This is a genomic window from Lapillicoccus sp. (genome assembly GCF_025353065.1).
GTDB lineage: Bacteria > Actinomycetota > Actinomycetes > Actinomycetales > Dermatophilaceae > Lapillicoccus.
Genome location: NZ_JANXRJ010000122.1, coordinates 1 through 25549 on the forward strand (window position 1 = coordinate 1; position 25549 = coordinate 25549).

At 71.2% G+C, this 25549-nt stretch carries 25 protein-coding genes; 10 read left to right on the top strand and 15 right to left on the bottom strand.

The genetic code is table 11. The annotated features are described in order from the left end of the window. Both Q0R63_RS09630 and Q0R63_RS09635 read right to left on the bottom strand, forming a co-directional pair. On the bottom strand, nucleotides 1–936 hold a 936-nt coding region (locus Q0R63_RS09630), incomplete at its 3' end, for an FAD-binding protein (RefSeq protein WP_295696768.1). Continuing rightward, entirely contained in the window at nucleotides 933–1799 is an 867-nt protein-coding gene (locus tag Q0R63_RS09635; protein ID WP_295696769.1) for an alpha/beta hydrolase, read from the bottom strand. The genes Q0R63_RS09630 and Q0R63_RS09635, both read right to left, overlap by 4 nt. Nucleotides 1800–1896: 97 nt before the next feature. Here Q0R63_RS09635 and pyrE point away from each other — a divergent pair, with 97 nt between their 5' ends. Then, the gene (gene pyrE / locus Q0R63_RS09640) at nucleotides 1897–2442 is read left to right on the top strand and encodes an orotate phosphoribosyltransferase (protein WP_295696771.1); all 546 of its coding nucleotides are present in this window, start codon (nucleotides 1897–1899) and stop codon (nucleotides 2440–2442) included. Nucleotides 2443–2465: 23 nt separating this feature from the next. Here the strand turns inward: pyrE and Q0R63_RS09645 are convergent, their stop codons facing one another. The 6 genes from Q0R63_RS09645 to Q0R63_RS09670 all read right to left on the bottom strand — a co-directional run bounded on the left by Q0R63_RS09645 (nucleotide 2466) and on the right by Q0R63_RS09670 (nucleotide 8159). Continuing rightward, entirely contained in the window at nucleotides 2466–2717 is a 252-nt protein-coding gene (locus tag Q0R63_RS09645; RefSeq protein ID WP_295696773.1) for a hypothetical protein, read from the bottom strand. 53 nt (nucleotides 2718–2770) lie between these two features. Further along, entirely contained in the window at nucleotides 2771–2941 is a 171-nt protein-coding gene (locus Q0R63_RS09650) for a hypothetical protein (RefSeq protein ID WP_295696775.1), read from the bottom strand. Between the two features lie 46 nt (nucleotides 2942–2987). Beyond that, nucleotides 2988–3659, bottom strand: coding sequence for a DUF998 domain-containing protein (locus Q0R63_RS09655; protein WP_295696776.1), 672 nt, complete (start codon nucleotides 3657–3659; stop codon nucleotides 2988–2990). Nucleotides 3660–3938: 279 nt separating this feature from the next. Then, complete coding sequence (locus tag Q0R63_RS09660; RefSeq protein WP_295696777.1) at nucleotides 3939–5609, bottom strand: metallophosphoesterase family protein; 1671 nt, start codon at nucleotides 5607–5609, stop codon at nucleotides 3939–3941. Between the two features lie 102 nt (nucleotides 5610–5711). Then, a complete protein-coding gene (locus Q0R63_RS09665) occupies nucleotides 5712–6845 on the bottom strand; it encodes an epoxide hydrolase family protein (RefSeq protein WP_295696779.1) in 1134 nt (377 codons plus the stop codon). A gap of 117 nt (nucleotides 6846–6962) precedes the next feature. Beyond that, nucleotides 6963–8159 (bottom strand): hypothetical protein, encoded by a 1197-nt coding sequence (locus tag Q0R63_RS09670; RefSeq protein WP_295696781.1) that lies wholly within the window; start codon nucleotides 8157–8159, stop codon nucleotides 6963–6965. 52 nt (nucleotides 8160–8211) lie between these two features. Here Q0R63_RS09670 and Q0R63_RS09675 point away from each other — a divergent pair, with 52 nt between their 5' ends. Together Q0R63_RS09675 and Q0R63_RS09680 are read left to right on the top strand one after the other, a co-directional pair. Further along, nucleotides 8212–9057, top strand: coding sequence for a GNAT family N-acetyltransferase (locus Q0R63_RS09675; protein WP_295696782.1), 846 nt, complete (start codon nucleotides 8212–8214; stop codon nucleotides 9055–9057). Between the two features lie 71 nt (nucleotides 9058–9128). Then, a complete protein-coding gene (locus Q0R63_RS09680; RefSeq protein ID WP_295696783.1) occupies nucleotides 9129–9923 on the top strand; it encodes a pentapeptide repeat-containing protein in 795 nt (264 codons plus the stop codon). Between the two features lie 47 nt (nucleotides 9924–9970). Here the strand turns inward: Q0R63_RS09680 and Q0R63_RS09685 are convergent, their stop codons facing one another. The 3 genes from Q0R63_RS09685 to Q0R63_RS09695 all read right to left on the bottom strand — a co-directional run bounded on the left by Q0R63_RS09685 (nucleotide 9971) and on the right by Q0R63_RS09695 (nucleotide 14124). Beyond that, complete coding sequence (locus Q0R63_RS09685) at nucleotides 9971–11119, bottom strand: acyl-CoA dehydrogenase family protein (RefSeq protein ID WP_295696785.1); 1149 nt, start codon at nucleotides 11117–11119, stop codon at nucleotides 9971–9973. A 57-nt stretch (nucleotides 11120–11176) separates the two neighbouring features. Continuing rightward, nucleotides 11177–12313: an acyl-CoA dehydrogenase family protein gene (locus Q0R63_RS09690; RefSeq protein ID WP_295696787.1), complete on the bottom strand. Its 1137-nt coding sequence runs from the start codon at nucleotides 12311–12313 to the stop codon at nucleotides 11177–11179. 140 nt (nucleotides 12314–12453) lie between these two features. Then, the gene (locus tag Q0R63_RS09695; protein ID WP_295696788.1) at nucleotides 12454–14124 is read right to left on the bottom strand and encodes an APC family permease; all 1671 of its coding nucleotides are present in this window, start codon (nucleotides 14122–14124) and stop codon (nucleotides 12454–12456) included. Between the two features lie 229 nt (nucleotides 14125–14353). Here Q0R63_RS09695 and Q0R63_RS09700 point away from each other — a divergent pair, with 229 nt between their 5' ends. The 4 genes from Q0R63_RS09700 to Q0R63_RS09715 all read left to right on the top strand — a co-directional run bounded on the left by Q0R63_RS09700 (nucleotide 14354) and on the right by Q0R63_RS09715 (nucleotide 17928). Further along, a complete protein-coding gene (locus Q0R63_RS09700; RefSeq protein ID WP_295696790.1) occupies nucleotides 14354–15265 on the top strand; it encodes a hypothetical protein in 912 nt (303 codons plus the stop codon). A 251-nt stretch (nucleotides 15266–15516) separates the two neighbouring features. Then, nucleotides 15517–15774 carry a hypothetical protein gene (locus Q0R63_RS09705; RefSeq protein ID WP_295696792.1) on the top strand — a complete coding sequence of 86 codons (258 nt, stop codon included), beginning with the start codon at nucleotides 15517–15519 and terminating at the stop codon, nucleotides 15772–15774. A gap of 149 nt (nucleotides 15775–15923) precedes the next feature. Then, a complete protein-coding gene (locus tag Q0R63_RS09710; RefSeq protein ID WP_295696794.1) occupies nucleotides 15924–17303 on the top strand; it encodes a DUF4331 domain-containing protein in 1380 nt (459 codons plus the stop codon). Nucleotides 17304–17376: 73 nt separating this feature from the next. Continuing rightward, nucleotides 17377–17928 carry a hypothetical protein gene (locus tag Q0R63_RS09715; protein ID WP_295696796.1) on the top strand — a complete coding sequence of 184 codons (552 nt, stop codon included), beginning with the start codon at nucleotides 17377–17379 and terminating at the stop codon, nucleotides 17926–17928. On the opposite strand, the gene Q0R63_RS09720 is transcribed toward Q0R63_RS09715, so the two are convergent. From Q0R63_RS09720 to Q0R63_RS09730, 3 genes are all read right to left on the bottom strand, one after another. Then, complete coding sequence (locus tag Q0R63_RS09720; RefSeq protein WP_295696797.1) at nucleotides 17900–19528, bottom strand: GMC family oxidoreductase; 1629 nt, start codon at nucleotides 19526–19528, stop codon at nucleotides 17900–17902. The genes Q0R63_RS09715 and Q0R63_RS09720 overlap by 29 nt on opposite strands. A 341-nt stretch (nucleotides 19529–19869) precedes the next feature. Beyond that, entirely contained in the window at nucleotides 19870–20634 is a 765-nt protein-coding gene (locus Q0R63_RS09725; RefSeq protein WP_295696807.1) for a DUF2071 domain-containing protein, read from the bottom strand. After that, entirely contained in the window at nucleotides 20634–21068 is a 435-nt protein-coding gene (locus tag Q0R63_RS09730) for a hypothetical protein (protein ID WP_295696799.1), read from the bottom strand. The genes Q0R63_RS09725 and Q0R63_RS09730 overlap by 1 nt, the downstream gene beginning before the upstream one ends. A gap of 111 nt (nucleotides 21069–21179) precedes the next feature. Here Q0R63_RS09730 and Q0R63_RS09735 point away from each other — a divergent pair, with 111 nt between their 5' ends. From Q0R63_RS09735 to Q0R63_RS09745, 3 genes are read left to right on the top strand one after another with little or no spacing between them, the layout of a single operon-like run. Further along, nucleotides 21180–22064: an ABC transporter substrate-binding protein gene (locus tag Q0R63_RS09735; protein ID WP_295696801.1), complete on the top strand. Its 885-nt coding sequence runs from the start codon at nucleotides 21180–21182 to the stop codon at nucleotides 22062–22064. A gap of 4 nt (nucleotides 22065–22068) precedes the next feature. Further along, entirely contained in the window at nucleotides 22069–22920 is an 852-nt protein-coding gene (locus Q0R63_RS09740) for an amino acid ABC transporter permease (RefSeq protein WP_295696803.1), read from the top strand. Further along, nucleotides 22917–23675: an amino acid ABC transporter ATP-binding protein gene (locus Q0R63_RS09745; protein ID WP_295696805.1), complete on the top strand. Its 759-nt coding sequence runs from the start codon at nucleotides 22917–22919 to the stop codon at nucleotides 23673–23675. The genes Q0R63_RS09740 and Q0R63_RS09745 overlap by 4 nt, the downstream gene beginning before the upstream one ends. A 10-nt stretch (nucleotides 23676–23685) precedes the next feature. Here Q0R63_RS09745 and Q0R63_RS09750 read toward each other — a convergent pair. Then, nucleotides 23686–25549, bottom strand: a 1864-nt coding sequence (locus Q0R63_RS09750; protein WP_295696806.1) for a polynucleotide kinase-phosphatase, incomplete at its 5' end; no start/stop codon positions are given.

The window sequence follows — 25549 nt, forward strand, 5'->3', positions numbered from 1 at the left end:
CTCCGCCGCCCCGCCCTCGCCGGGGGTGTCGACGCGGGCGAGGAGCAGCGCCTCGGCATCGGCCTCGAGCCCGAGGTGCTTCCACTCCTCGACGGCCTGCAGGCACTGGCGGTCGAGCAGCTCGAAGGCCGACGGGGTCAGCCCGCGACGGGTGACCTCGGCCACCGCGCGCCCGGCGTCGACGAGGTTGTCGAACGCGCCCACGTTGGTGCGCGGCGTGCCGGTCAGCGCCGGGCGCAACCGCAGGGTCACCTCGGTGACCACGCCGAGGGTCCCTTCGGATCCGACCATCAACGCCGTGAGGTCATATCCCGCAACGCCTTTGGCGGTGCGGCGCCCGAGGCGGACGACGTTGCCGTAGCCCGCGGGGCCGCCCATGACGGCGCGCATGCCGAGGACGTAGTCGCGGGTCACGCCGTACTTCACGCAGCAGAGGCCGCCCGCGTTGGTCGCGACGTTGCCACCGATCGTCGACCAGGGTGAGCTGGCGGGATCCGGTGGGTACCACAGGTTCTCGGCGTGCAGGATGGCCTTGAGGTCGTCGTTGACGATGCCGGGCTGGACGCGGCAGACGAGGTTGTCGGCGTCGATCTCGAGGACCTCGGTCATCTTCGACAGGTCGAGGACGAGGCAGCCGTCGACCGCGTTCGCCCCGCCGGACAGGCCGGTGCCGGCACCCCGGGCGACGACGGGCACACCGAGCTCGGCGCAGACCTTCACCGCATGCTGGACCTCGGCCTCGGTGCGGGCCCGGAGGGCGACCGCCGCGTGGCCGACGGCGGCCCACTCCGCCTCGTCGTGGCTGAGGCTCGCGACGACATCGCGGTCGGTGACCAGACGTTCATGGGGTATGCCGCGGCCGAGCGCCTCGAGCAGCCGCTCGACGTCGGATCCTGTTGGTGTGCCGGTCAATTCGTGCGACGGGGCGATGCTCACGCCAGGGCCTCCCGGACGAGGTCCGCAGTGGCGAGAGCCCCGCGGTGGCTCATGATCGACCCGGCGTGGTCGACACCGTCGACGCCGACGACGGTGGTGGCGACCGCGGCATACCGGCTCACGGCGTCGGGCGGGTAGGCCGGCAGGGTGTCACGCCCGGCGCTCCACTGCGCGTGGAGGAACCGCGTCGGGTGGGTGATGCGCTCCCACGGGACGTCGTCGAAGAAGATGCCGACCGCGTCACTGACGAGGGCGTCGGCCGAGAGCCGCACCCGGCCGGCGCGCAGGTCGTGCTCGAGGTAGTGCCGCAGCAGCGGGTCGGTGGGGTCGAGGAGCGGCGCGGTCGTGGAGCAGAAGTAGGCGAGGAGGTCGTCAACACTGTCCCAGGTGCGCTCGAGCCGGCCGACCCGGTCGGCGAAGGCCTGCCCGACGGTGTCACGGGTGAGCCCGGGCGGGACGGCCATCGGGAAGCCGCCGTCGACGAGGATCAGGCTCTTCACGCGATCGGGGTGACGATCGGCGAGGTGGACGGCGACGAAGCCGCCCATCGACATCCCGACGACGTGGACCGACTCCAGACCGAGCGCGTCGAGCAGGAGGGCCATGTCGTCGGCGTGCCGGACCGGGGACGACTCGCCAACCACAGCAAGGCTGTCGGCCCGGCCGCGCAGGTCGGGAGCGATGAGAGTGATCTCGGGCGCGCCGGCGTGCAGCCAGGACCAGAGCCGTCGGTGGCCGCTGATGCCGTGGATCGCGAGGACCGGTTCGGTCTCGCCGGCGAGGATCTCGTAGGCGAGGTCGCCGCCCGGGACGGCGACCGTGCTCACGCGCTCTCCGGTGTCGGTGGAGGAGGTCGACGTCATGACTCCTACGTTACGTCGCGCCGGCCCTGCTCACGAGGGACGTCCGGCGGCATGGAGAATCCGCCGTCGAAGCGCCCGTACCGAACCTCGTGCCGCGATGATGGACACCGTGGAGACCGACCTCGAGACCCTGGCTCGCGACATCGACGGCTGCTGCCGGATCCGGGGCACCTTCACCCTCCGGTCGGGGCAGGTCACGGACGAGTACTTCGACAAGTACCTGTTCGAGTCCGACCCTCGGCTCCTCGCCCGCGTGGTCGCCGCGATGGCTCCCCTGCTCCCTGCGGACGTCGACCTGGTCGGCGGGCTCGAGCTCGGCGGCATACCGATCGTGACCATGCTGAGTGCCCTGACGGGCCTGCCCGCACTCTTCGTGCGCAAGGAGGCGAAGACCTACGGAACGCTTCGTCAGGCCGAGGGGGGTGACCCAAGGGGACGCACGGTCGTGCTGGTCGAGGACGTCATCACGACCGGCGGCGCGGTCATCGACGCCGCAACAGCGTTGCGGCGTCTAGGTACTCGCGTCGAGGTGGTCGTCTGCGCGATCGACCGCCGGCCAGCCGACGCGACGCGCCTCGCCGCGGCCGGCATCGAGGTGCGCGCGGTGCTCACCCGAGCTGACCTTGACGCGGCCCACCGCTGACGACGGACGTCCGGCTGGATTAGTCACTCGTCACGACGGTGTCGAGCGCGACGACGTTCAACCAGAACCGCGACTGCCCCGACAGCACCTACCAGCACGAGCGCGTAGCCCAGCAGGACGATGAGTCCGCCGCCGATGTCGGTAGGAGCGCCGATCTTCCCGACGTGGTACGCCTTCAAGAGGCGGTAGGCGACCACGAGCAGGAGGCCGACGCCGAGCACGCCGAGCCACGCGGTGACAGCGGGTCGGCGGCGAGCTCGCTCGGTGGACTTCATGACCCGATCATTGCGGTTCGGTACCCGGGTCGGCGACCTCCGACGTCGCCCCATCAGGCGTCCTGGCGTGGCCGCTGCAGCACGAAGCGCTCCGAGAACGTCAACTCGGCCTGGGTGCCGACGATCCCGTCGTAGGCGACAGCCCTGGTCGACGGCCCGCCCCGCTCCGTGTCGGGGTCGACGACGAACGCGGCGAAGCCGTAGGGCTGCGCCTTGTCGCGCATCGCCGACCACGGGTGGACGAACAGGTAAGTCGGAACTGCTGCTAGGTCAGCCGATTCGGGTCATGACGAGGAGCGCCGCGAGGATGAACCAGATGTTGGTGGTGAGGAGGAAGACCCGTTCGAACAGTCCGAAGGTCCGGCGCAGCGGTCGCAGCATGGTGACGAGGACCAGGGCGAGCGAGGGACCGGCAAGGAGTGCTGCGAGGCTCAGGCTGGTGTGCAGCCAGGGCGCCGGGCTCAGGGCGAGCAGAACCGGGGTGGTCTCGGAGATGGCGAGATAGGTCAGGGTGAAGGCGGCGACAGCGAAGGCATAGTGCGTCAGCGAGGTGCGGGTGAGGTGCTGACTTTCGAGGGTGGTGGGGAACAGGGTCATGCCGATCCTGGTGAGCGGGATGATGAGCAGGAACAGCATGGTGCGGACGGCCAGCGGGGGAGACCCGACCCCTTCGATGAGCGCGAAGCCCAGGGCGAGGACGGCGGCCGAGCTGGTGACCAACGCTGCGGTGAACAGTCGCGCGGTGGGTCCGACGGCGTAGTCGCTGACCGCGTGCCGGATCGGGTTGTATCCGGTGGGCCGGACGTGCAAGACCCCGAGCATGGTGAGGTACCCCAGCGTCGCCAGGAGAGCAGTTCGCGCGAGCACCAACGCCACCGGTCCTGCCGCCACACCCGACGAGGGCGTGTGGGCGGTGTGGATGACGACAAGAGCGACGGTCACGACAACCGCGTCGGCCACCGTCCACAGCGCCAGTCTTGGCAGCGGGCCCACCTGGGGTCGGTGTTGGCTGCTGCGTTGCCCTGGGGCCACGAGCCCGGTGGGCACGTCACGGGGCGGTGGAATCGGCGTTGAGGCGCGGGCGACGGAATTGCTCATGTCCCCAGAGTTGTGCGAGCGCCACCTGGGTGCCAGTGGCAAAGGTCCCGCAGCGCCCGATCCGGCCCAGCGTTGCGGCGCAACGGTACCCGCGCCACTGTCGCCGAGCGCGGGTTCGGAGGGTCAGGCGTCGCGGCGAGGCCGCTGCAGCACGAAGCGCTCGAAGGGCGCGAGCTCGCCCTGGGTGCCGACGATCTCGTAATAGGTGACGGCCATGGTCGTCAGACCGCCACGCTTGGTGCCGGGGTCGACGGCGAACGCGGCGAAGCCGTAGGGCTGCGCCTTGTCGCGCATCGCCGACCACGGTGCCTGCTCCTCGGTGTAGACCGGCGGCCGTTTGCCCGTCACGGGGTCAGGCGCACCGACCGACGTGATCACCCGGCCGGCCGGGGGGTCATACAGCACAGCGTTGCTCGGCGCCGACGTGCCTCCGCCACCGAGGATCATGTGCACGGTGCCCTGGGTGGTGTCGACGACGTCGAGGCTGGTCGTCCGCGGGATCGGCGTGAGGGTGGCGTTGGCCTGCTGGCCGCGGATCGCGTGCGACCGCTCGTAGTGGTGCTCGTGCCCACAGACCACGAGGTCGACGCCGTAGCGGTCGAACAGCGGCAGCCACTCCTCGCGGATCCCGAGGTCGGAGCCGTTCGCGGCATACGCGGTGCTGATCGCCACCTGGTGCATGCAGACGACGATCCAGTCGATGTCGGTGTTCGCGCGGGTCGCCTTGAGCTCCCGCTCGAGCCAGGCCTTCTGGGCCCCGCCGGAGTAGCCGTGGACGTAGCTGTTGCCCGCATCCTGGAGGCAGACGTCGTCGTTGGCGAGGCTGATGAAGCGCACCGACCCGACCGTGAACGCGTACCAGAGCCCTTGGGTGACCGAGGTCTGGCCCGGCTGCCGCGGCAGCCCGAAATAGGTCTGGTGTGCCGCGTAGCCGATCGGCCCGTTGCCGAGCTCGTTCTCGTGGTTGCCGGCCGCCGGCATCCACGGACGGTGACGCGCGCTGCGGGAGTTGTTCTCCCAGAAGTCGCTCCACGTGCGGACGCGGTCGTTCGCGAGGTTGGCGTAGCAGAGGTCGCCGTTGAACAGGTGGAGCAGCGGCTGCACCCGCTCGACGCCGGCGGTCGTGTCACTGGCGGCCGGGGAGCCGAGGTTGTCGTTGACGTAGGGCGGCGAGGGAAGGGTGACGCCGACCGGCGGGACGTAGCGCCGGCCCGTCGTCGGCGTGCCCTGGTCACCGAAGCTGGTGAAGGTGAACGGTGCTCGGCCGCGCGGAGCCGTGGTGAACGAGCCGAACTCGGCCTGGGCGCCGTCGTGGACCGCGGCGTAGGCATACTCGCCGCCGGCTTTCAGTCCGGTGATCGGGGCGTGGTAGGCGTAGACCGTGGTCCCGGACTTGTCGTCGCGGTAGGACGCGGGCCGGGCGCGCACGCTGAGCCGGTAACGGCCGTCGAGGTCGCCGAGCAGCGCGCGCGGGTTGCGGACTGGCGCGAGGGTGTGCCAGGAGATGACCACCTCGGACGACGCGTCGGCGCCGAACTGGAGGTGCAGACCGTTGACCCGGGGAGTCTTCACGGGGTCGCCGGGCTGGGTCGCGGGCGTCAGCGGCAGGGTGTCGTCCCCGACCGCCTCGGCGGGCCCGGCGCCGACCAGCGACGCCAGGGCTGCGGCGCCGACCGCGCCCGCGCCGAGGAGGGTGCGGCGGCGGAAGCCAGCGGCGAAGATGCGCTCGTCGGCCTCCCCGGGGCTGGTGTCACTCGTGTCGCTGCTGGCCATCGGGGTCTCGTCGGAAGTCACGTCGCCCACGCTGGCCGGTGCGGGTGTCGGCCCCCTGATCGTCAGGTGAACGGTCGCGAAACCCTGGGGGTCGCGAGACCGGTGTCGTCCAGAAGACCGGCGTCACGCACGGTGGATGGTCCCGAAGAAGGCCCGCACATCGGCAACCAGCAGCTCGGGTACCTCGAGGGCGGCGAAGTGCCCGCCGCGGTCGTGCTCGGTCCAGTGGACGATGTTCTCAGTGGTCTCCGCGAACCGCCGGACCGGCAGGAACAGGTCGTGCGGGAAGACAGCCACACCGGTGGGGACGGTGCCGACGCCGTGCGGCCCACCGCCGTGGAAGCTCTCCCAGTACAGCTGTGCGGACGAGCCCGCGGTCCCGGTGAGCCAGTAGAGCATCACGTTGGTCAGCAGGTCGTCCCGGTCGACCACCGAGGCCGGGTCGGTCCAGTCGTGGAACTTCTCCGCCACCCACGCGAGCTGGCCCAGGGGAGAGTCGTGCAACGCATACGACACCGTCACGGGCCGGGTGCTCTGCTCGCGGTGGTAGCCCGCCAGCTCCCGCTCGAAGCGCGTGTTGTGCGCGGCGCGGGCCTCCTCCTCGGCGCTGAGGACGGCGTCCCGCGGCGGCCGGGTGACGAGCATGTTCACGTGCACCCCGATCACGTGCTCGGGGTCGAGCCGGCCCACCGCGCGCGAGACGTGGCTGCCCCAGTCACCGCCCTGCGCGCCGTAACGGTCGTAGCCCAGCCGCGCCATGAGCACGGCGAACGCGCGGGCCATCCGGTCAACGTCCCAGCCCGGCTCGACGAGCGGGGACGAGAACCCGTAGCCGGGCAACGAGGGTGCCACCACGTGGAACGCCTGGGCGGGGTCGCCGCCGTGCGCGCGGGGGTCGGTCAGCGGGCCGAGCACTCCGAGCGTCTCGACGACGGAACCCGGCCAGCCGTGGGTGAGCAGCAGCGGCGTCGCGTCGGGCTCCGGCGAGCGCACGTGCAGGGCGTGGATCGGTTGGCCGTCGATCGTGGTGCGCACCTGGGGGACGGCGTTGAGCCGGGCCTCCTGGGCGCGCCAGTCGTAGCCGTGGCGCCAGTGGTCGACGAGCTCGCGCAGGTATGCCGCCGGCACGCCGCGCTCCCACCCCACCCCCGGCAGCTCCGCCGGCCACCGGGTGCGGTCGAGGCGGGCGTGCAGGTCGTCGAGCTGCGCCTGCGGGACGTCGACGGTGAACGGGTGGAGCGTCGGGTCGTCGGTCACGCACGCGACGCTAGCTCACGTCGAGAGGTCGGTAACGGTCCGTCCGAGTGCCTGGGACCGACCAGTGGTGACCTCTCGACCGCGGCGTCCACGCCCGGATCCGGTCGCCAGGTGGGGCTAACCCGCCCGCCGGAGGAAGAACCCACCAGCTGCCTGGTAGTCCACCCCCGCAGCCCACACCCCGCCGCCCGGCACCTCGGCGAGTGCGCGCGCGAACCCGGAGACGCGCGACGTCGACGTCACCCAGCCCCCACCGCCCGTCCAGGTGGCCAGCAACGGGGACACCCCGTTGTCGGTGGCGGTCACCGACCCCACGACGTCGACCCGCGCGACGCCACCACCGACGGCCAGGTTCTCGATCGTGGTGCTGCGCCCGACGGTGAGGGCAGGTCCGGCCACCCACGCGCCCGCGGTGCGGCGATAGATCACGACGGCGGTGTTGCCGGCGGTGTCGGCCCCGACGAGGAGGCTGCCGCCGGAGGCGATGGCGAGCCCGGCCACGCCGTCGACGTGCGGGATGGTGCCTCTGCTCCGCCAGGCACCGCCCACCAGCTCGGCGACGAACCCGGAGGTCGTGCCCCCGGTGACCCCGCACGAGCCCGAGAGGACGACCCTCCCGGCGGCGCTGGCGACGTCGGCGACCGCGAGGCTGTCACCGACGCATACGGCCGGGCGCGGCACCGTGACGGTGCTCCAGGTGCTGCCGTCGAAGTGGGTCGACCACGGCCGGTCGGTGAAGCTGCCCGCGTCGCGATAGGTGCCGACCGCCCAGACGTCGGTCGGACTGGTCGCCGCCACCGACTGGAGGTAGGACTGCGACGCGGAGGGCACGGGGATGTCGGAGCGTGACCACACGGACCCGTCCCACCGCAGCACGAGGGGGGCCCACGTGGAGTCGCTGCGCTGGTAGGACCCGACCGCCCAGGCCGCGGTCGGGGAGGCAGCAGCGACCCGGTTGAGGAGGTTGACCGCGGGCGCCGACTCGACGTCGGGGGTGCTCACCGTCGTCCACGTCGTCCCGTCCCAGTGCTGGACCCACGTGCGGAACTCGGTCACCCCCGGGAGGCTCACCACCCGATAGCCGGCGGCCCACACGTCCGTGGGGCCCGTCGCCGACATCGACTGCCAGTAGACCTGCTGCCCGCTCGGGGTGCCGGCCGTCGCAAACCGCTTCCACACCGGGCCCGCCTCCGCGGAGGTGGGTGCGAGCAACCCGAGAAGCAGGGCGAGCACGGCGACGAGCGCAAGGACCAGACGTCGCGCTCGCGGCCGGGCTCGTATGCCGGTCCGGCGAGGCACACGGGAAAGGAACACGACGACTCCTCAGGACGAACGGGATGCCCACGGCACCCGGAGATGGCTCAGCATGACGCAACTGCGCGCGAACCCGGTTGCTCCGGGGTCGGCGATCTGGTCGGGTGGGGCCATGGACGCGGCGGCCGTGCTCACGGCATACGACGAGCAGGTGCGGCAGCGGCCGGAGCCCGACGGTGACGGGTGGGTCGAGCGCGACGACCGGGTGATCCGGGTGCTGTCGACGAACGGGTGGGCGGGGCTCATCTGGTCACGGCTCGGCGACCTCGGGCCGGAGGCGCTCGACGCGCGGATCGCCGGTGAGGTGGCGCGGTTCGTCGAGGTCGGCAACACCTGGGAGTGGAAGTACTTCTCGTGCGACCTCCCGCCCGACCTCCCGGAGCGGCTGGTCGCGGCCGGGCTGACCCGGGCCGAGGACGAGACGCTGCTGGTCGCCGAGATCTCCGAGCTCGACCTCGAGGTGTCGCTGCCCGAGGGTGTGCGACTGGACGACGTCACCGACGCCGAGGGGAGCGCCCGCCTCGTGAAGGTGCACGACGAGGTCTTCGGCGGGGACAACTCCTACATCGGTCGAGCGCTGGCCACCGGGCTCGCCCACCAGCCGCCTACGTGCACAGGGGTGGTCGCGATGGCGGGCGAGATCCCGGTGTGCTCCGGACGGCTCGAGCTGCACCACGGCACCGACTTCGCGAGCATCTGGGGCGGCGGCACCCTGCCCGAGTGGCGGGGTCGGGGAGTCTTCCGCGCGGTCGTCGCGCACCGGGCCCGGCAGGCGGCCGACCTCGGCTTCCGCTACCTGCAGGTCGACGCCACGGCGGACAGCCGTCCGATCCTGGGGCGACTGGGTTTCGTGGAGCTCGCGACCACCGTCCCCTTCGAGCACTCGGGGCGGCAGTGACGGCGGGAGTGCGCGCCGCTCCGGAGACGTCGTCCGACTGCTCGCGGTGCTTCGGGTTGTGCTGTGTCGCCTTGCCGTTCGCGCGCTCGGCCGACTTCCCGGTCGACAAGCCAGCCGGTATGCCGTGTGGTCACCTCGGTGGTAGCTCCGGCAAACACGAAGGCGGCGACCACTCCTGCGGCATCCACGCGTCGCTGCTGGCCGAGGGCTATCGCGGGTGCACCGTCTTCGAGTGCTTCGGCGCAGGACAGCAGGTGTCGCAGGTGACCTTCCGTGGGCGGTCGTGGCGCGCGGCGCCCGACACGGCCGCCGCGATGTTCGCCGTCTTCCCCGTCATGCACGCGGTGCACGAGATGCTGCGTCACGTCGAGGAGGCCCTCGGCTGGGACCTGCCGGCGCCGCTACGGACGTCGGCCGTCGCGGTCCGCGACGAGCTCGTCGGGCACACCGGCTCAGGGCCAGACCTGTTGATGGCGCTCGAAGTCGGCGAGCTGCGGTCCCGCGTCGGCGCCGTCCTCGGGACAGCGAGCGAGCTGGTCCGGGCCGCAGCCGACCGTCCCGCACGCCCCGACCGGCGGTTGCGTCGGAGCGCCGATCTCGTGGGCGCGGACCTGCGAGACATCGACGCCCGCGGCGCAGATCTGCGGGGCGCCCTCCTCATCGCCGCGGACCTGCGCGGCGCGGACATGAGACAGGCGGACCTGCTCGGCGCCGACCTGCGCGACGTCGACGTCCGCGGCGCCGACCTCACGACGGCGCTCTACCTGACCCAGCCCCAGGTGAACGCTGCCCGCGGAGACGCCAGCAGCGGCATACCGGCCTCGCTCGTGCGTCCGCAGAGCTGGGGCGAACGCCGCTCGAGGTAGAACTGCGGTCCCCGGAGCGCGGTTCTACCTCGGCCTCGACCTCGGCCTCAGCCCAGCGGGTCGATGGCGCCGTGGTCCGCGATCGCCCCCGTGAGCGCGCCGAGGTGGAACGACCCGTCACCGAAGGCGTGGTCGAGGGCCGTGAGGTGCGAGGTGTAGCTGCCCACGGAGTATTCGGCCGTCATCCCGATCCCGCCGTGCAGCTGGATCGCCTCCTGGCCGATGTGCCGACCGGAACGACTGACCTGCAGCCCGGCACGACGGGCCGCGTCGGCGATCTCGGCGTCGGTCCCCTGCGCCAGCACCATCGTCGCCCACTGGGCCATGCTCGTCGCGAGCTCGAGCGAGACGTACATGTCGGCGGCACGGAAGGTCAGGGCCTGGAAGGTGTTGAGGGTGACACCGAACTGCTTGCGCGACTTCAGGTATGCCGTGGTGGTGTGCAGGGCGACGTCCATCGCTCCGACCGCCTCGGCGCAGGCGGTGATCCGGGCCCCGTCCAGGGCGCGCGAGATGGCGGCACTCTGGTCGGTGCCGGCCACCCCGAGCGGGGTCGCCGTCGTGCCCGCGAACGTCACCCGGGCCGAGCGACCACCGTCGAACGTCGTGTGAGACACCCGCTCGAGTCCCGTTGCGTCGGCAGCCTGTACGAGGAACAGCCCCGTCCCGCCGTCGGGCAGGACCGCCGAGACGACGAGGACGTCAGCATGGGCGCCGTGGAGCACCGGCTCCTTGACCCCCTCGAGCGTCCAGGAGTCACCGTCGCCGCTGGCCTTGACGTCGGATGCCGTTGCACTCCACCGGCGCCCGGGCTCGTAGTGGGCGAAGGCGACGGTGCTCTCGCCGGACGAGAGGGCACCCAGCACCTCGGCCCGCTGTTCGTCGGTGCCCGCCGCGGCGACCACCCCACCGGCCAGGACGACGGCGGAGAGGAAGGGCTCGGGCGCGATGACCCGGCCGAGCTCCTCGGCGACGATCGCGACCTCGACGGGCCCGGCGCCGGAGCCACCGTCCTCCTCGGAGAACGGCAGGCCGAGCAGGCCCATCTCGGCGAGCTTGCCCCAGAGGTCGGCGCTGTAGCCCGGTTCGTCAGCGACGGCCTGGCGGCGCTTGCCGAAGTCGGAGTAGGCCTTGCCGACGAGGCCGCGAACGGCCTCGCGCAGGGACTCTTGGTCGTCGTCGTAGGTGAAGTCCATGGTGGTTCTCTCTCTCGGTGCGCTCAGAAGGTCGGCCGGCTCGGAGGTTGAGGAAGCTCAGAGGCCGAGGATCGTCTTGGAGATGATCTGCCGCTGGACCTCGTTGGACCCGCCATAGATCGACGCCTTGCGCAGGTTGAGGTAGGTCGGCGTCGCGCGGGCCGCCCACCCGGGGTCGGCGGACAGCGCGGCCGGTCCGGCGACGTCGACGAGCAGCTCGGTGACGGCCTGCTGGATCTCGGTGCCCTTGAGCTTGAGCACCGACGAGGCCGGGTGCGGGGCGCCGTCGGCGGAGTTGGCCACGACGCGCAGGGCCGTGAGCTCGAGCGCGAGCAGCTCGTTCTCCAGGGTCGCGACCCGGCTGGCGTAGAGCGGCTCGTCGAGCAGCCCGGTCTCCTGGGCCAGGCGCTTGGCACGGGCCAGGTTGCGCTTGGTCGACCCGACCGGCGCGACACCGACCCGCTCGTTGCCGAGCAGGAACTTCGCGATCGTCCAGCCCTGGTTGAGCTCGCCGACGAGCAGGTCTGCTGGGACCCGCACGTCGGTGAACCACACCTCGTTGACCTCGTAGCCACCGTCGATGAGCTCGATCGGGCGGACCTCGACCCCAGGGAGGGTCATGTCGATCAGCAGCATCGAGATGCCGGCCTGCTTCTTCACGTCGGGGTCGGTGCGGACGAGCATGAAGATCCAGTCGCCGTACTGACCAAGCGTCGTCCACGTCTTCTGCCCGTTGACGACGAAGAAGTCACCATCGCGGACCGCGGTGGTGCGCAGCGAGGCGAGGTCGCTGCCGGCCTCGGGCTCGGAGAAGCCCTGGCTCCACCAGATGTCGAGGTTGGCCGTCGGAGCCATGAAGCGCTCCTTGATGGCCTGCGACCCGAACTGCGCGATCACCGGACCGATCATCGACGCGTTGAACGCCAGCGGCGGCGGCACCGCGGCGGCCTGCATCTCCTCGTTCCAGATGTGGCGCTGGAGGTCGGTCCAGTCCTGCCCGCCCCACTCGACGGGCCAGTGCGGCACGGCATACCCCGAAGCGTTGAGGATCTGCTGGCTCTGGACCCACTGCTCCTTGGTGATCTCGCGGCCGTCGGCCACGGCGTCGCGCAGCTCCTGCGGCACCTGGGTGGTGAAGAACTCGCGCATCTGCGCGCGGAACTCCTGGTCCTTCTCAGACAGCTCGAGCTGCATGGCCGCTGTGCCTCCGGGTCGCGTCGTGGTCCGTTTAGTCTCATCCCATCATGACGCGGCCGAGCCGTCTCCGGCCACCGGGTGGTTTGTGGCCCGGATCTCATCTACGAACCGGAGAGGAGCCCCGGTATGCCGGTCGGTCAGGACACCGCGGCCTCGTAGTCGAGCTGGTAGGCGTCGCGGGCGACCTGCTCCTGGACCTGGGCGGGGACGAGCCTCAACGAGACGGCCCAGTAGAAGATCGCCAGGCTGAAGACGATGACCAGGATGATGTCCACCCAGTCGGGGAGGAGGTTGCGCGGGTTGTCGCCGTAGCGGCCGAGGGCGCCGATGATCAGGTGCCCACCGAGCCACGGGGCGATCCAGAGCGCGTGCTTGATCATCTCCATCCGGTCGGTGCCGGCGCGGCTGGACCCGATGGCGAAGACCAGCAGGCCGAGCACCAGCGCGCTGACGATCTTGACCGTCGTCTCGAAACCGCCCCAGTAGATGATGAGGTTGGCGGAGCAGAAGGCGGCGGGCAGCACGAGCTGCGGCATCGGCACCCGATAGGCCCGCGGCCGGTCGGGGTCGCTCTTGCGCAAGGAGGCCAGCGCTATCGGGGCGATGGCATACATCACCGCGGTGGCCCCGGTCACTGCGCCGACGAGCGCGTTCCAGCTCGGGAAGGGGCCGAAGCCGATGCAGCCGATGACGGCCGCAAGGAGGATCGAGACCCACGGCACCCCGTTCTTGGTGGTCTTGGACAGTGCGGTCGGCAGCTCCTTCTCGGCGCCGAGCGCGTAGGAGAGCCGGGCCGTCGTGCCGATGTAGACGATGCCGGTGCCCGCTGGCGAAACGACGGCGTCGATGATGAGGACGACGGCCAGCCAGGCGGCCCCCACGGCGAGGGCCAAGGTGTACCACGCGCCGTAGTCCCCGACCTTGCCGAGCGGGTCGCTCCAGTCCTTGGCGATGTTGGCGGGGTTGAGCCCGCCGATGAGGACGATCTGCAGCGCGGTGTAGAGCAACGCACCGATGGCCATGGCCATGAGGATCGCGCGCGAGAGGTCCTTCTTGGGGTTGCGCGCCTCGCCGGCGAGCTGGACGGCCTGCTCGAAGCCCTGGAGGGCGAAGACGACGCCACCGGTGAGGGCCGCGAAGACGCCGTGGAAGCCGTAGGGCATGAAGCCTCCACCGGCCGTGAAGTTCCCGGGGACGAAGTGGGAGCCGGCGACGACGACGATCGCGAGGAGTGGCACCGCGGTCTTCCAGATCACCACGATCGAATTGCTCTCGGAGAGGAACTTGGCCCCGCCGAGGTTCATCGCGGTGAAGAGGACCATCAGGACGATGGCGATGACGACCCCGGTAGGAGTGAGCAGGCCGACGTTGGGACCGTCCTGATAGATCATGTTGAGGTGCTCGCTCACCCAGCTGACGCTGTTGGTGTATGTGATCGCCGCGAGCACCTCGATGGGGGCGATGAAGACGGCCTGCAGCCAGGCCGCCCATCCGGCGGTGAAGCCGGCGACCGACCCGTGCGAGTAGTACGCGAAACGACCTGCGCCGCCGGCGACCGGATAGGCCGCGCCGAGCTCGGCATACACGAGGGCGAGGAGGCTGAGCATCGCGGCGGCGATGATCCACGACAGGATCGAGGCGGGTCCGGCCTTCTTGGCCGCGTTGAGCGCACCCAGCAGCCAGCCCGACCCGATGATCGAGCCGAGCGAGACGAACATCAGGCCGTAGAACCCGACCGAGCGGTTGAGATGTCCGCTGCCGTCGGACGACGTGCCCGGACTTTCCTCGAGGACTGAGCTGGACGCCATTCGGGCTCCTGTCGTCGCGCCGCGGAGGCGGCGTTCCCATTTCCCCCGTCACGGTCAGGACGGGGGCCCCTGGTCTCGTGGACGTCGACGGCCACGCGTTCCCGAAAAGTTAGTGACGTCAGTGGTGTCGGAACGGGTTTCCCAGCCAATTGGCAGGTAATCGTCATTCTCCGGAAACACGCTCCCTGAGCCCTCCCCACGCCCTGCAGCGAGCACCTAGAGTCCGTCCATGACGACCCCTCGACCGTTCCGGCACGGTGCGCGCGAGCGCGCCCTGGCCCGCGCGGCATACCAGAGCTTCGAGCCCTACCACCTCGTCGCCTACTTCGGCCCGCACGTCGACGCCGCGGCCGCGGAGCTCGGGATCGGCTGGCTCGGGGGCTATACGGGCATGCGCGCGGCCCCCCTCGGACCGGTGCCGGGATCGGTCGTGGCCGCCGCCTTCTTCGGGTTCAAGCCGGCCTCGATAGCGAAGGCGTGGGGGCTGGCGCTCGCCGACCACACGCCCGCCGAGCTCGACGCCGTCCGCCTCGCCTGCGTCGATGCCGGCCTGCGCGACGCCCTCGGCGACCTCGTCGACTCGCCCGACCTCGCCGTCCAGGTGGAGCGGATGGGGGCGGTCATCAACCGGGCCGAGCTCGGCGGGCGCGCCCTCGCCGCCGCGTATGCCGCTCAACCCTGGCCCGAGGTCCCGCACCTCGCGCTGTGGCACGCCGCGACGCTCTGGCGGGAGTGGCGGGGGGACGGGCACAACGCCGCGCTCGTCGCCCGGGGGCTGACACCGCTCGCGGCTCTCGTGCTCTACGACGCGTGGCTGCCGGCGGAGCAGAAGTCGGGGACGAAGGGGCGGCCGTTCCTCCAACCGAGCCGCAAGTGGACCGACGAGGAGTGGATGGGCGCGGCCCGCAGCCTCGCGGACGAGGGGCTCGTGACGGTCGGCGGCGGTGAGGCCGGCAGCGTCGTGACGGTGACCGAGGCCGGCGCGGCCCTGCGCTCGGACATCGAGGACATGACCGACGACGCGTCGGCCGCCATCTGGGTCGGGGTCGAGGATGCCGACGACCTGATCGCCTCCTTCCGCCCCTATGCCAAGGCGGTCATCAAGGCCGGCATCCTGCCGGGGACCCAGCGCCGCGCCTGACCTCCCCCCACCCCCCTCGTTCCAAACACCCGTTTTAGCGAGTCCCGGAGATTCTGAGAGCCAGGAACTCAGCAAAACGGGTGTCTGGAAGGCGGTAGGGGGTGACGCGGTGCCCCGAAATGTATAGACATATCCATCCGTACCGGGCGGCTGAAATTCCTCGAAATCCGTTGCCGCACAACGCCATCCGTCTCCCGACCGGCTCCGAACACCTCTGAGCAGGGGACCATTTCGCTGAGAGGAAGTTCGGCATGAACGACGCAAGCAGGAGAGGGTTTCTCGCCCTCACCGGCACCGGCGTGGCAGGGGCTGCGGCCATCGCCGTCGCCCAGTCCGCCTCCGCGGCACCCGCACGAGCGGCTGCCGAGACCACGGCGGACGGCCCGATGGTCGCCCACGTGCGCAACATCCACACCGGCGAGGTCGCGGTGATGATCGGCGAGCGCGAGGTCGTCGTCCACGACAAGGCGCTCGTCAGCGCCCTGGCCAAGCACCTCAAGACGTCCTGACGTCAGCGGTCCCGATCAGCTGATCGGGTCGCCCAGCAGCACCTGCACGAGAGCACCACACCCCGACCAGCGGACCACCTGCGTCCGTCGGCACCTCCTGCCCCGGCATCGATGCCGTGGCGCCCCCGACCGAGAGGTGAACGACCCTCATGTCTTCGCACCGCGAGGCCCCGGAGATCTCCAAGGATCCCGTTGCCGACAACACCGACGTCTACGCCTTCGTCAGCCCGGACAGGTCTGACTACGTCACCCTGATCGCGAACTTCATCCCCCTGCAGGCTCCCCAGGGCGGCCCGAACTTCTTCGAGTTCGGCGACGACGTGCTCTACGAGATCCACATCGCCAACAACGGCGACGCGCAGCCGGACATCACCTACCAATTCCGGTTCTCGACCACGATCCGCAACCCCAAGACCTTCCTCTACAACACCGGGCCGATCACGAAGATCACGGACCCCACCTGGAACCGCCCCCAGACCTACTCGGTCACCGTCGTCGACCGCGTCAAGGGCACCAAGGTCATCGCCAAGGACCTGCTCTGCCCGCCGGTCAACGTCGGGGTCCGCAGCACGCCGAACTACGCGCAGCTCGCGAAGCAGGCCATCTGGGACCTGCCGAACGGTGGCAAGGTGTTCGCCGGCCAGCGCGCCGACGCGTTCTTCGTCGACCTCGGCTCGATCTTCGACCTTGGTGTGCTTCGCCCCTTCCAGGCGGCCCACCTCATCCCGTCGGCCGCAGCGGCCGGCGTCAACGGCCTGCAGGACTTCAACGTCCACAGCATCGCCATCCAGGTCAAGAAGAACGACATCTCGCGCTACGGCTACTGGCCCTCCGACGTGATGAACAAGAACGCCGTCATCGGAGTCTGGGCCACCGCGAGCCGCCAGAAGTCGAAGGCCTGGGACGACTCGCAGTCCAGGATGGTCGGCTACGGCCCCTGGCAGCAGGTCTCCCGCCTGGGCAACCCGCTGTTCAACGAGGTCGTCGTCCCGATGGCCGAGAAGGACCGCTGGAACTCGTTGCCGGTCCGCAAGGACTCGGAGTTCGCCCAGTACGTCGCCAAGCCGGAGCTCGCCGGCCTGCTTCCGGTGCTCTACCCCGGGGTCTTCCCGAAGCTCGCGGCCTACACGAACGACCGCGCGGACCTCCTCGCGATCCTCCTCACCGGCATCCCCGCAGGCATCGTCCCCGGTTTCCAGAACTACACCGGGGCCAAGCAGGCCGACATGCTGCGGCTCAACATGGCTGTCCCGCCGGCCAGCTCGCCCAACCCGCTCGGTCTCGTCGCCGGCGACCCGGCCGGCTTCCCGAACGGCCGACGCGTCTTCGACGACACGACGACCGTCGAGATCCGCGCCATCGCCGGTCTGACCATCCCGCTGGTGGACGCGAGCTACACCCCGGACGGCGCGGCCTCGGCCGTGACGGACGGGACCAGCAACACCAACGCCAAGCTCCTGTCGACGTTCCCCTACCTGGGGCACCCGGCCGGCGGCTACCAGTCGAAGCCCGGGACGCCGAAGCCCTGACGCTCTGGCACTGACTCAAGCACGGTGATCGGCGGTGGGCCCCGTGCCCGCCGCCGATCACCATGTCAGTAGCGTGCTGTCCACCCTCGGCACCCGACACGCGCCCGACCCGGTATGCCGCACCGCCCAGCCACTACGTAGGAGCCAGCCCATGTCGTCGCACCCCTCCTCAGACCCGGCCCCACTGCGGACCGACCTCAGCCCGGACCGGGCGGCGAACCTCGCCGAGAACCCGTATGCCGGTCAGGGGGCCGTGATGCTCGACGTCGGCGGCGACATCGGCGCCATCGTGCTCCACCTCTCGCAGGACCTCGAGGGCGCCGAGATCGAGATCAGCCCTGTGGGTGCCGAGGCCGCACACGACGACCACGCACACGACGACCATGAACACGCAGCCGAGCACGAACACGCAGCTGAGCCCCATGGCCACGGCCACGGACACGGACACGGCCATCACCCGCACGTCGCCGTGGTGGGCCGACCCGCAGGTGACAAGATCCTCTACTCCGCCGTGTTCCCCGACCTCGAAGCCGGCGCCTACCGACTCAACCAGGCCGGCGAGACCCCGTCGCTCGAGGTGACCGTCGAGGGTGGCGTCATCGCCGAGGTGACCTGGCCGTACTGACCTCGCCCGCACCGGCGGTGACCGGGCGCACCTCGAGGTGGTCACGCATCCTGCGTGACACGAGGTGCTCACCCAGCCGGAGGGCGAGCGCGATGACGGTCAGCGTGGGGTTGGCGTGGCCGCCGGTCGGGAACACCGAGCCACCGGCGACGTAGAGGTTGCCCACACCGTGCACCCGCGAGTCGGTGTCGACCACGCCGGTGCGGGGGTCGCGAGACATCCGGGTCGTGCCGAGGTGGTGCGGGCCGCCGACGATGCGCTCGCGCAGGTCTTCGTCGGGCACGGCGACGTCCCCCCAGCCACCCGTCGCGGCGGCGGCCGCGAAGCGCCCGAGCACCGCGCTCGCTCCCGTCAGGTCGGCGTCCCGGACCTGCCACCGCAGGTCGGCGACGGGGTGACCGAGGAGGTCGCGGCGGTCCCCGAGGACGACCCGGTTCTCGCGGGCCGGGCCCTGCTCGCCGCGGTAGTAGATCGTGCGGGTGGGCTCGCGGCGGGGCCAGGCGCTCTTTCCCTCACGCAGGTTCCAGGCGGCTCGTGCGACGTCCAACGCTGCGGCCGCGGCGCGTTCAGAGGTGCCCGAGAGCCCGCGGTAGACCCGCTCGGCCGGCACCGTGAACCGTGGGTGCATCCCGACGAAGGCTCGCCGCGTGACGTACCACGACGGCGCGACGGTGACGGCCGCTGAGCCGATCCGCTCGTCGCGCTGGACCTCCTCGGACGGGGAGAGGGCGGAGACGAGCACCGGCTGGTGCGGGGCGTTGGTGCGGTAGGACAGCCAGTCGGTCGTCCTGCGGCTCGGCAGGAGCGTCGCGATGTCGACGTGGACGTGCTCCATGAAGTAGCGACCGACGACGTCGTGCCGGTTCCCGAGTCCGGCCGGTCCGGCGTCGTCCGAGACCAGGAGCAGCCGGGCGTTCTCCACCGATCCTGCGGCCAGGACGTAGGTTCGCGCGGTCACGGCGACGGCACCCCCCGCGAACGTCCGGACGTCGACGCCGGTGACCGCGTCACCGACGGCGGTGGACAACAGGCGGGTGACGTTGGCGTTGACCAGCAGCGTGATGTCACGGGATCGCTCGAGTCGGTCACGAACGGCGTGCCCGTAGTCGACCATCGGGCTCGACCGGTAGTGGATCCGTTCGAACCCCGTGCCGCCGAGGTCCGGGGTCGCGTCGGTGAGGCCGGGAGAGAGCCGTGTGAAGTCGCTGTTCGAGACCCCGAGAGCTTCCGCGGCAGCGGGGTAGTAGCGGGCGACCTCGTCGTAGGAGATCGGCCAGCCGCTGTCGGGCACCCAGTCTCGTGCGCGGAAGTCGATCGGGTCGAGCGGCCGGCAGATGCCCCCCCACCGGGAGCCGCTCCCGCCGACGACCCGGAACCGGACGTCCTGGAGGTCGGCGTAGGGCGAGCCCGTCACGGTGCCGGCGAACATCCGCTGGTCGCGGACGCGCGGGGTGAACCCGCCGCCCTCGACCAGGACGACGCGCAGCCCGGAGACGGCCAGCCTCTGGGCCAGGCTGATCCCGGCCGGGCCGGCGCCGATGATGCAGACGTCGAAGTGGAGACCGGAACCCGACGCGACCCTCCGGGCGTCGATCAGCATGACGCCGCGCCTGCCCCCGAGTCGTGCCAGCCGGTCTCCACTGCCGAAGAATATCGACGCGATGATCGGCGTGCAGCGAATTCACATAATTGAGAACGCGATTGGGGTTATTCCGGCAAATGGGTAGAAGGTGGGAGTTGGCCCGCCGAGGCCCGCCGGTGCGTGACGCGACGGCATGTGCCGGGTTGGCGACCAGTCTCGCGGGTGGCCCGACGACGACCCGCCCTGTCAACAGGCACAAGCACGTCGCCCGCGCCGGCCCGAGCGTGCAGTCGGCGCGTCGGTCTGCTTGTGCCTGTTGGTCGGGCGGTGCGGGCCTCGGGATCGCCGCAGCGGCCTGATCACCGAATCCGTTGCGGCAGACCGAAGGTCGTCCGGACACCTGGTGAGTAGAGGACGCTGTCCGGGGCCCGGTCACCGACCAGGCCTCCGAGCCCGGCCGCGGCGACCAGGGTGTCGTCGAGGGCGAGCAGCTCGGCGGAGTGCAACGGCCAGGGGCCATGGGTATTGGGGATCCAGAGGCTCGTGCCGAACAGTGTCGTATGCAGCCCGAAGCGCGCCGTCAGGAAGTGGTCGAGCGGCGCCGGCTCCGGGATCGCCGGCCCCACGACCAGCCCCAACCGGCTCCGGGGCGCGGGCCGGGCACGGGTGGCGCGGCGGAGGCTGACGTAGTCGACGGTGAGCCGGCCGTCGCTCGTGACGCCCGCGGCATACCGCATCCGGGCCCACTGGTAGGGCACGTTGAAGAAGCCGCGGGCCCCGATGACGACGAGCGCGCGCTCGGCCTCGAGCGAGAGGAAGGCGACACCGCGGTGGCCGCTGTCGTCGATCGTGTAGGTGCGCACGTTCATCTCGAGGAAGGTCCCGAGGTAGGGCACGGGGCCACCGCGGCCGACGCCCGCGTCGACCATCCGGAAGGGGATCAGCCCCACCCACGCCCGCCCGTCGTGCAGGTCGGGTCGGACCCCTCGCGGGAGCAGGGCCGCGATCGGCGCGGGGTCGATGGCCCAGTGCACGAAGCAGAGGTCGCGCCACCACTGCGACATGATCTGCAGCGTCGGCAGCGGCGGGCCCTGCGGGTCGAGGACCGCGGTCGGGTCGAGCATCACGTCAGCACCGCCCCGACCGCGCCGACGAGACAGACGGCGGCTCCGGCCGCGCGCACCCGGTCGACCCGCAGCAGGCGCGTGACCAGCGCCGGGTCGTGACCGCCGCCCAGTCGTCCGTGCAGCGGCGCTGCGGCGAAAGTCGTTGTCAGCAGAGCGGTTGCGGCGCCCACCAGCGCGACGACGAGGCCCACCGACAGGGGCGCGGCGGCGAGGGCCCAGACCCCGCTCCCGAGGAGCGCGGCATAGGTGAGGCCGACGAGCGGCACGATCCGCCGGCTGTGCGCATCGTGCGACGTCGACCAATCGCCGGGCGCGACGCGCGCGAGGGCGGGGTAGACGAGGACCGTCACCGCCAGCTGGAAGCCGAGGTGCAGCGCGGCCGCGACGGCCAGCGCGACGAGCGCGGCCCGGCTGCCGGGGAGGGGGGTCATGGGCACCACTCTGCTCCATGGGTGCGGCCAGCCACTACCGTATGCCGGGTGGTCGGTCCCCGACGACGCCCTCCCGCAGCCTGTGGCGCTGACTTTCCGACAGGAGCCCTCATGGTCTCGATCCGTTCCACCCCAGCCCTGTCCGTGGCCGCCGGGCTCCTCGCCCTCGGGGGACTCGCAGCCTGCAGCGCCCCCGAGACGGCTGCCCCGGGCGCCGCGGGCACCGGCACCGGGGGATCGCCCGCGGCCTGCACGAAGGCCGCACTGAAGCTGCAGACCGCCGGCCGATTCACCGTCGGCACCGACAAGCCGGCCTACCCACCGTGGTTCGTCGACAACACCCCGACCAACGGCAAGGGCTACGAATCGGCGGTGGCCTACGCCGTCGCCGCGAAGCTCGGCTTCGCCACCACCGAGGTCACGTGGGTCACCGTGCCCTTCAACAACGCGGTCACCCCAGGGGTCAAGTCGTTCGACGTCGACATCAACCAGGTCTCGATCAGTGACGCGCGCAAGCAGGCGGTCGACTTCTCGAGTGGCTACTACGGGGTGCGCCAGGCGGTCGTGACCACCAAGGGAAGCGTCCTCGACGGGAAGACGTCGGTCGCCGCGCTCGCCTCGGCCAAGCTCGGCGCCCAGGTCGGCACGACCTCCTACACGGCGATCACGGACCAGATCAAGCCCAGCCAGCAGGCTGCCCCCTACGACACGAACGACCTGGCGGTGCAGGCCCTGAAGAACGGCCAGATCGACGGCATCGTCGTCGATCTGCCGACGGCGTTCTTCATGACGAGCGCCCAGCTCGACAACGGGGTCATCGTCGGGCAGCTGCCCCAGGCGGGGAGCACCCCGGAGCAGTTCGGCATGGTGCTCGACAAGGGCTCGGCGCTGACCGCGTGCGTGAGCAGGGCCGTCGACGCGCTCCGCACCGACGGCACCCTCGACCGGCTCGCGGCGCAGTACCTCACGGCCGCTGGCGCCCCCGAGCTGAAGTAGCCCGGTGGCCGACGTCTGGACGCCGTCGCCCCGGCAGCGGGAGCGCGACGCCTACCGGCGCGACCGGACCCGGCGCTCCGGACTCGCTGCAGCCGCAAGCACGCTCGTCCTCGGCGGTGCCGTCGTCCTGGCGCTCACCACCTCGCCCGGCTGGCCTCGCGTGCAGCACACCTTCTTCAGTCCCGAGAAGGCGTGGTCCTCCCTGCCGGCCGTCGCGCAGGGGCTCTGGCTCAACGTGCGGATCATGCTGGTGTGCGCGGTCCTCATCGCCGTGCTCGGGATGCTGCTCGCGGTGATGCGGACCCTGCGCGGGCCGATCTTCTTCCCGCTCCGGCTCTTCTCCGCGGCATACACCGACCTGTTCCGTGGCCTGCCGCTCCTGCTCGTCCTGCTGCTCCTCGGCATCGGCGTGCCGGCGCTGCGGCTCCAGGGGGTGCCGAAGGACGCGGTGTTCTGGGGCGGGACGGCGCTGGTGCTGTCCTACTCCGCCTACGTCGCCGAGGTGCTCCGGGCGGGCATCGAGTCGGTGCACCCGTCGCAGCGGGCGGCGGCTCGCTCGCTCGGGCTCAGCCACGCCCAGAGCCTGCGTTTCGTGGTGCTCCCCCAGGCGGTCAGACGGGTGCTGCCACCGCTGATGAACGACCTCGTCTCGCTGCAGAAGGACTCCGGCCTCATCGCCGTCCTCGGGGTGATCGATGCCATCCGGGCCGCGCAGATCGAGACGGCCACCGACTTCAACTACACCCCTTACGTCGTCGCGGGAATCCTGTTCGTCTGCCTCACCATCCCGATGGTGCGCGTCACCGACTGGTTCGCCCGGAAGCAGGGCTTCCACGGCGCCGGAGGGATCGTGTGAGCCTCCTGTCGGTGCAGGGCGTGCGCAAGGCCTTCGGCGCCAACGTCGTCCTCGACGACCTCTCGCTCGAGGTCGAGCCCGGAGAGTGCGTGGTCCTGATCGGCGCGTCCGGCTCCGGCAAGTCGACCCTGCTGCGGTGCGTCAACCTCCTCGAGGTCGTCGACGACGGCGTGATCGAGCTCGAGGGCCAGGACATCACCGACCCTCGGGTCGACGCCGACGCGACCCGCGCGCGGATGGGCATCGTCTTCCAGGCCTACAACCTCTTCCCGCACCTCAGTGTCCTCGACAACATCACCCTCGCCCCCGTCCGTGTCCACCGCCTACCGAGGGTGGAGGCGAAGTCGCGGGCGATGGCCATGCTCGAGCGGGTCGGCCTGCAGGACAGGGCTGCTGCCCGACCGGACGAGCTGTCCGGAGGCCAGCAGCAACGGGTCGCGATCGCCCGTGCGCTCGTCAACGAGCCGACCCTCATGCTGCTGGACGAGGTCACCTCCGCCCTCGACCCCGAGCTGGTGGGCGAGGTGCTCGACCTCCTCACGGCACTGCGGAGCGACGGAATGACGATGATCGTCAGCACCCACGAGATGGGCTTCGCCCGCCAGGTCGCGGATGCCGTGTGCTTCCTCGACGGCGGTCGGATCGTCGAGCGCGGCACGGCCGCCGAGGTGCTCGGCAACCCGCGGCAGCAGCGCACGCGGACCTTCCTCTCCCGGATCACGACCGGCCTCCCCGGAACCGTCCAGGACCGCTGAGTCTCCAGAGCTAGAGCCGCGGGTCCACCGGCTCGGACTCCATCGCCAGCACGGCGAAGACCGGCTCGTGGACGCGCCACAGCGGCTCACCGCGCGCCAGCCGCTCGAGCGACTCCAGCCCCAGCGCGTACTCGCGACCCGCGAGCGAGCGCTTGTGACCGAGGTTGCGGTCCTTGAGCCGGCGGAGGTTCTCGGGCCGCGTGTAGTCCGGGCCGTAGATGATGCGCAGGTACTCGCGGCCGCGGACCTTCAGCCCGGGCTGGACCAGCCCCTTGGCGGTGCGGGTGAGGTTGGCCAGCGGCTTGACGACCATGCCCTCGCCGCCCGAGCGCGTGAGGTCCTCCCACCAGGCCGTCCCGGCGGCGCGGGACGGCTCGCTCGTCACGTCGACGACGAGGCGGCGGGTGGTCCGGAAGGTCGAAGCGTCGGTGGCCTGCATCCGATCCACCCGGTCGAGGTGCCAGAGGTGGTCGCGGTCGTGCCAGGTCGAGCCCTCCCCGGCGAGCAGCTGGAAGGGCGCGAGCGAGACGCCCGTCAGGCCGTCGACCTCCCAGCAGTAGCGCCGGTAGGCCGCGCCGTAGGCCGCGACATCGGCCTCACGCTCGCGCGTCCGCTCGACGAGACCGGCGACGTCGAGGCCGCGACCCGCCGCTGCCGCAAGGGAGCTCGAGAGGGCTGGAAGCATCAGCCGGGCCGCCGCACCGACGGCGGCATACTGCTCGCGCAGGAGTCCCTCGGCCTTGAGCGACCACGGGAGCAGCTCTGCGTCGAGCAGGAGCCAGTCGGTGTCGAGCTCGTCCCACAGGGCAGCGGAGGTGACGGCCGCGCGGACCCGGGCCAGGAGCTGCTCGGTGAGCTCGGCCGACAGGAAGGCGCGACCCGTCCTGGTGTAAACGACGCCGCTCTCGCCCCGGGTCGCGCCGAAGCGCCTCTGGGCCACCTCGGGTGCGCGACAGACGAGCACCACGGCCCGCGAGCCCATGTGCTTCTCCTCGAGGACGACCGCGTCGACGCCGACGCCGGCGAAGTAGGAGAAGGCCTCGGCCGGGTGCTCGAGCAGGTCGGGCAGCGCTGAGACCGTGACGGGGGACATCGTCGGCGGCAGGTAGGGCAGCCACCGGGGGTGCAGGGCGAACCGGCTCATCACCTCGAGCGCGCCGGCGGCGTGCTCCCCGCGGATCGTGATCCGCCCGTGGTGCGCGGTCTCGACGACCCGCTTGCCGAGGACGTCGGTGAGGTCGAGCTCGTCCGGGGAGCGTTGTGCTGCAGTCCCGCTCGAAAGCGTCCCGGCGACCGGGAAGGGCTTCGACGGCTCGTACCAGACCCGTTCCGCCGGCACCTGGACGACCTCCCGCTCGGGGTAGCGCAGGGCGGTGAGGTGCCCGCCGAAGACGCACCCGGTGTCGAGGCACATGGTGGTGTTGACCCACTCCGGCTCGGGCGTCGGCGTGTGTCCGTAGAGGACCGTCGTCCGCCCGCGGTAGTCGACCGCCCACGGGTAGCGCACGGGCAGGCCGAACTCGTCGGTCTCCCCCGTGGTGTCGCCGTAGAGGGCGAAGGAGCGGACCCGCCCCGAGGTGCGGCCGTGGTAGGCCTCGGGGAGGCCGGCGTGGGCGATGACGAGTCGCCCGTCGTCGAGGACGAGGTGCGAGACGAGGTCGTCGCACCAGGTGGTGACTGCGTCGCGGAACTCGGGCGGCTCGTCGGACAGCTGGGCGAGGGTCTCGGCGAGACCGTGGCTGACCTGGACCTGGCGGCCCCGGAGGGCGCGCACCAGCTTGTTCTCGTGGTTGCCGGGGACGGCGATGGCGTGCCCGGCGGCCGTCATCCCCATGGCCAGCCGCAGGACGCCCGGGGAGTCCGGGCCACGGTCG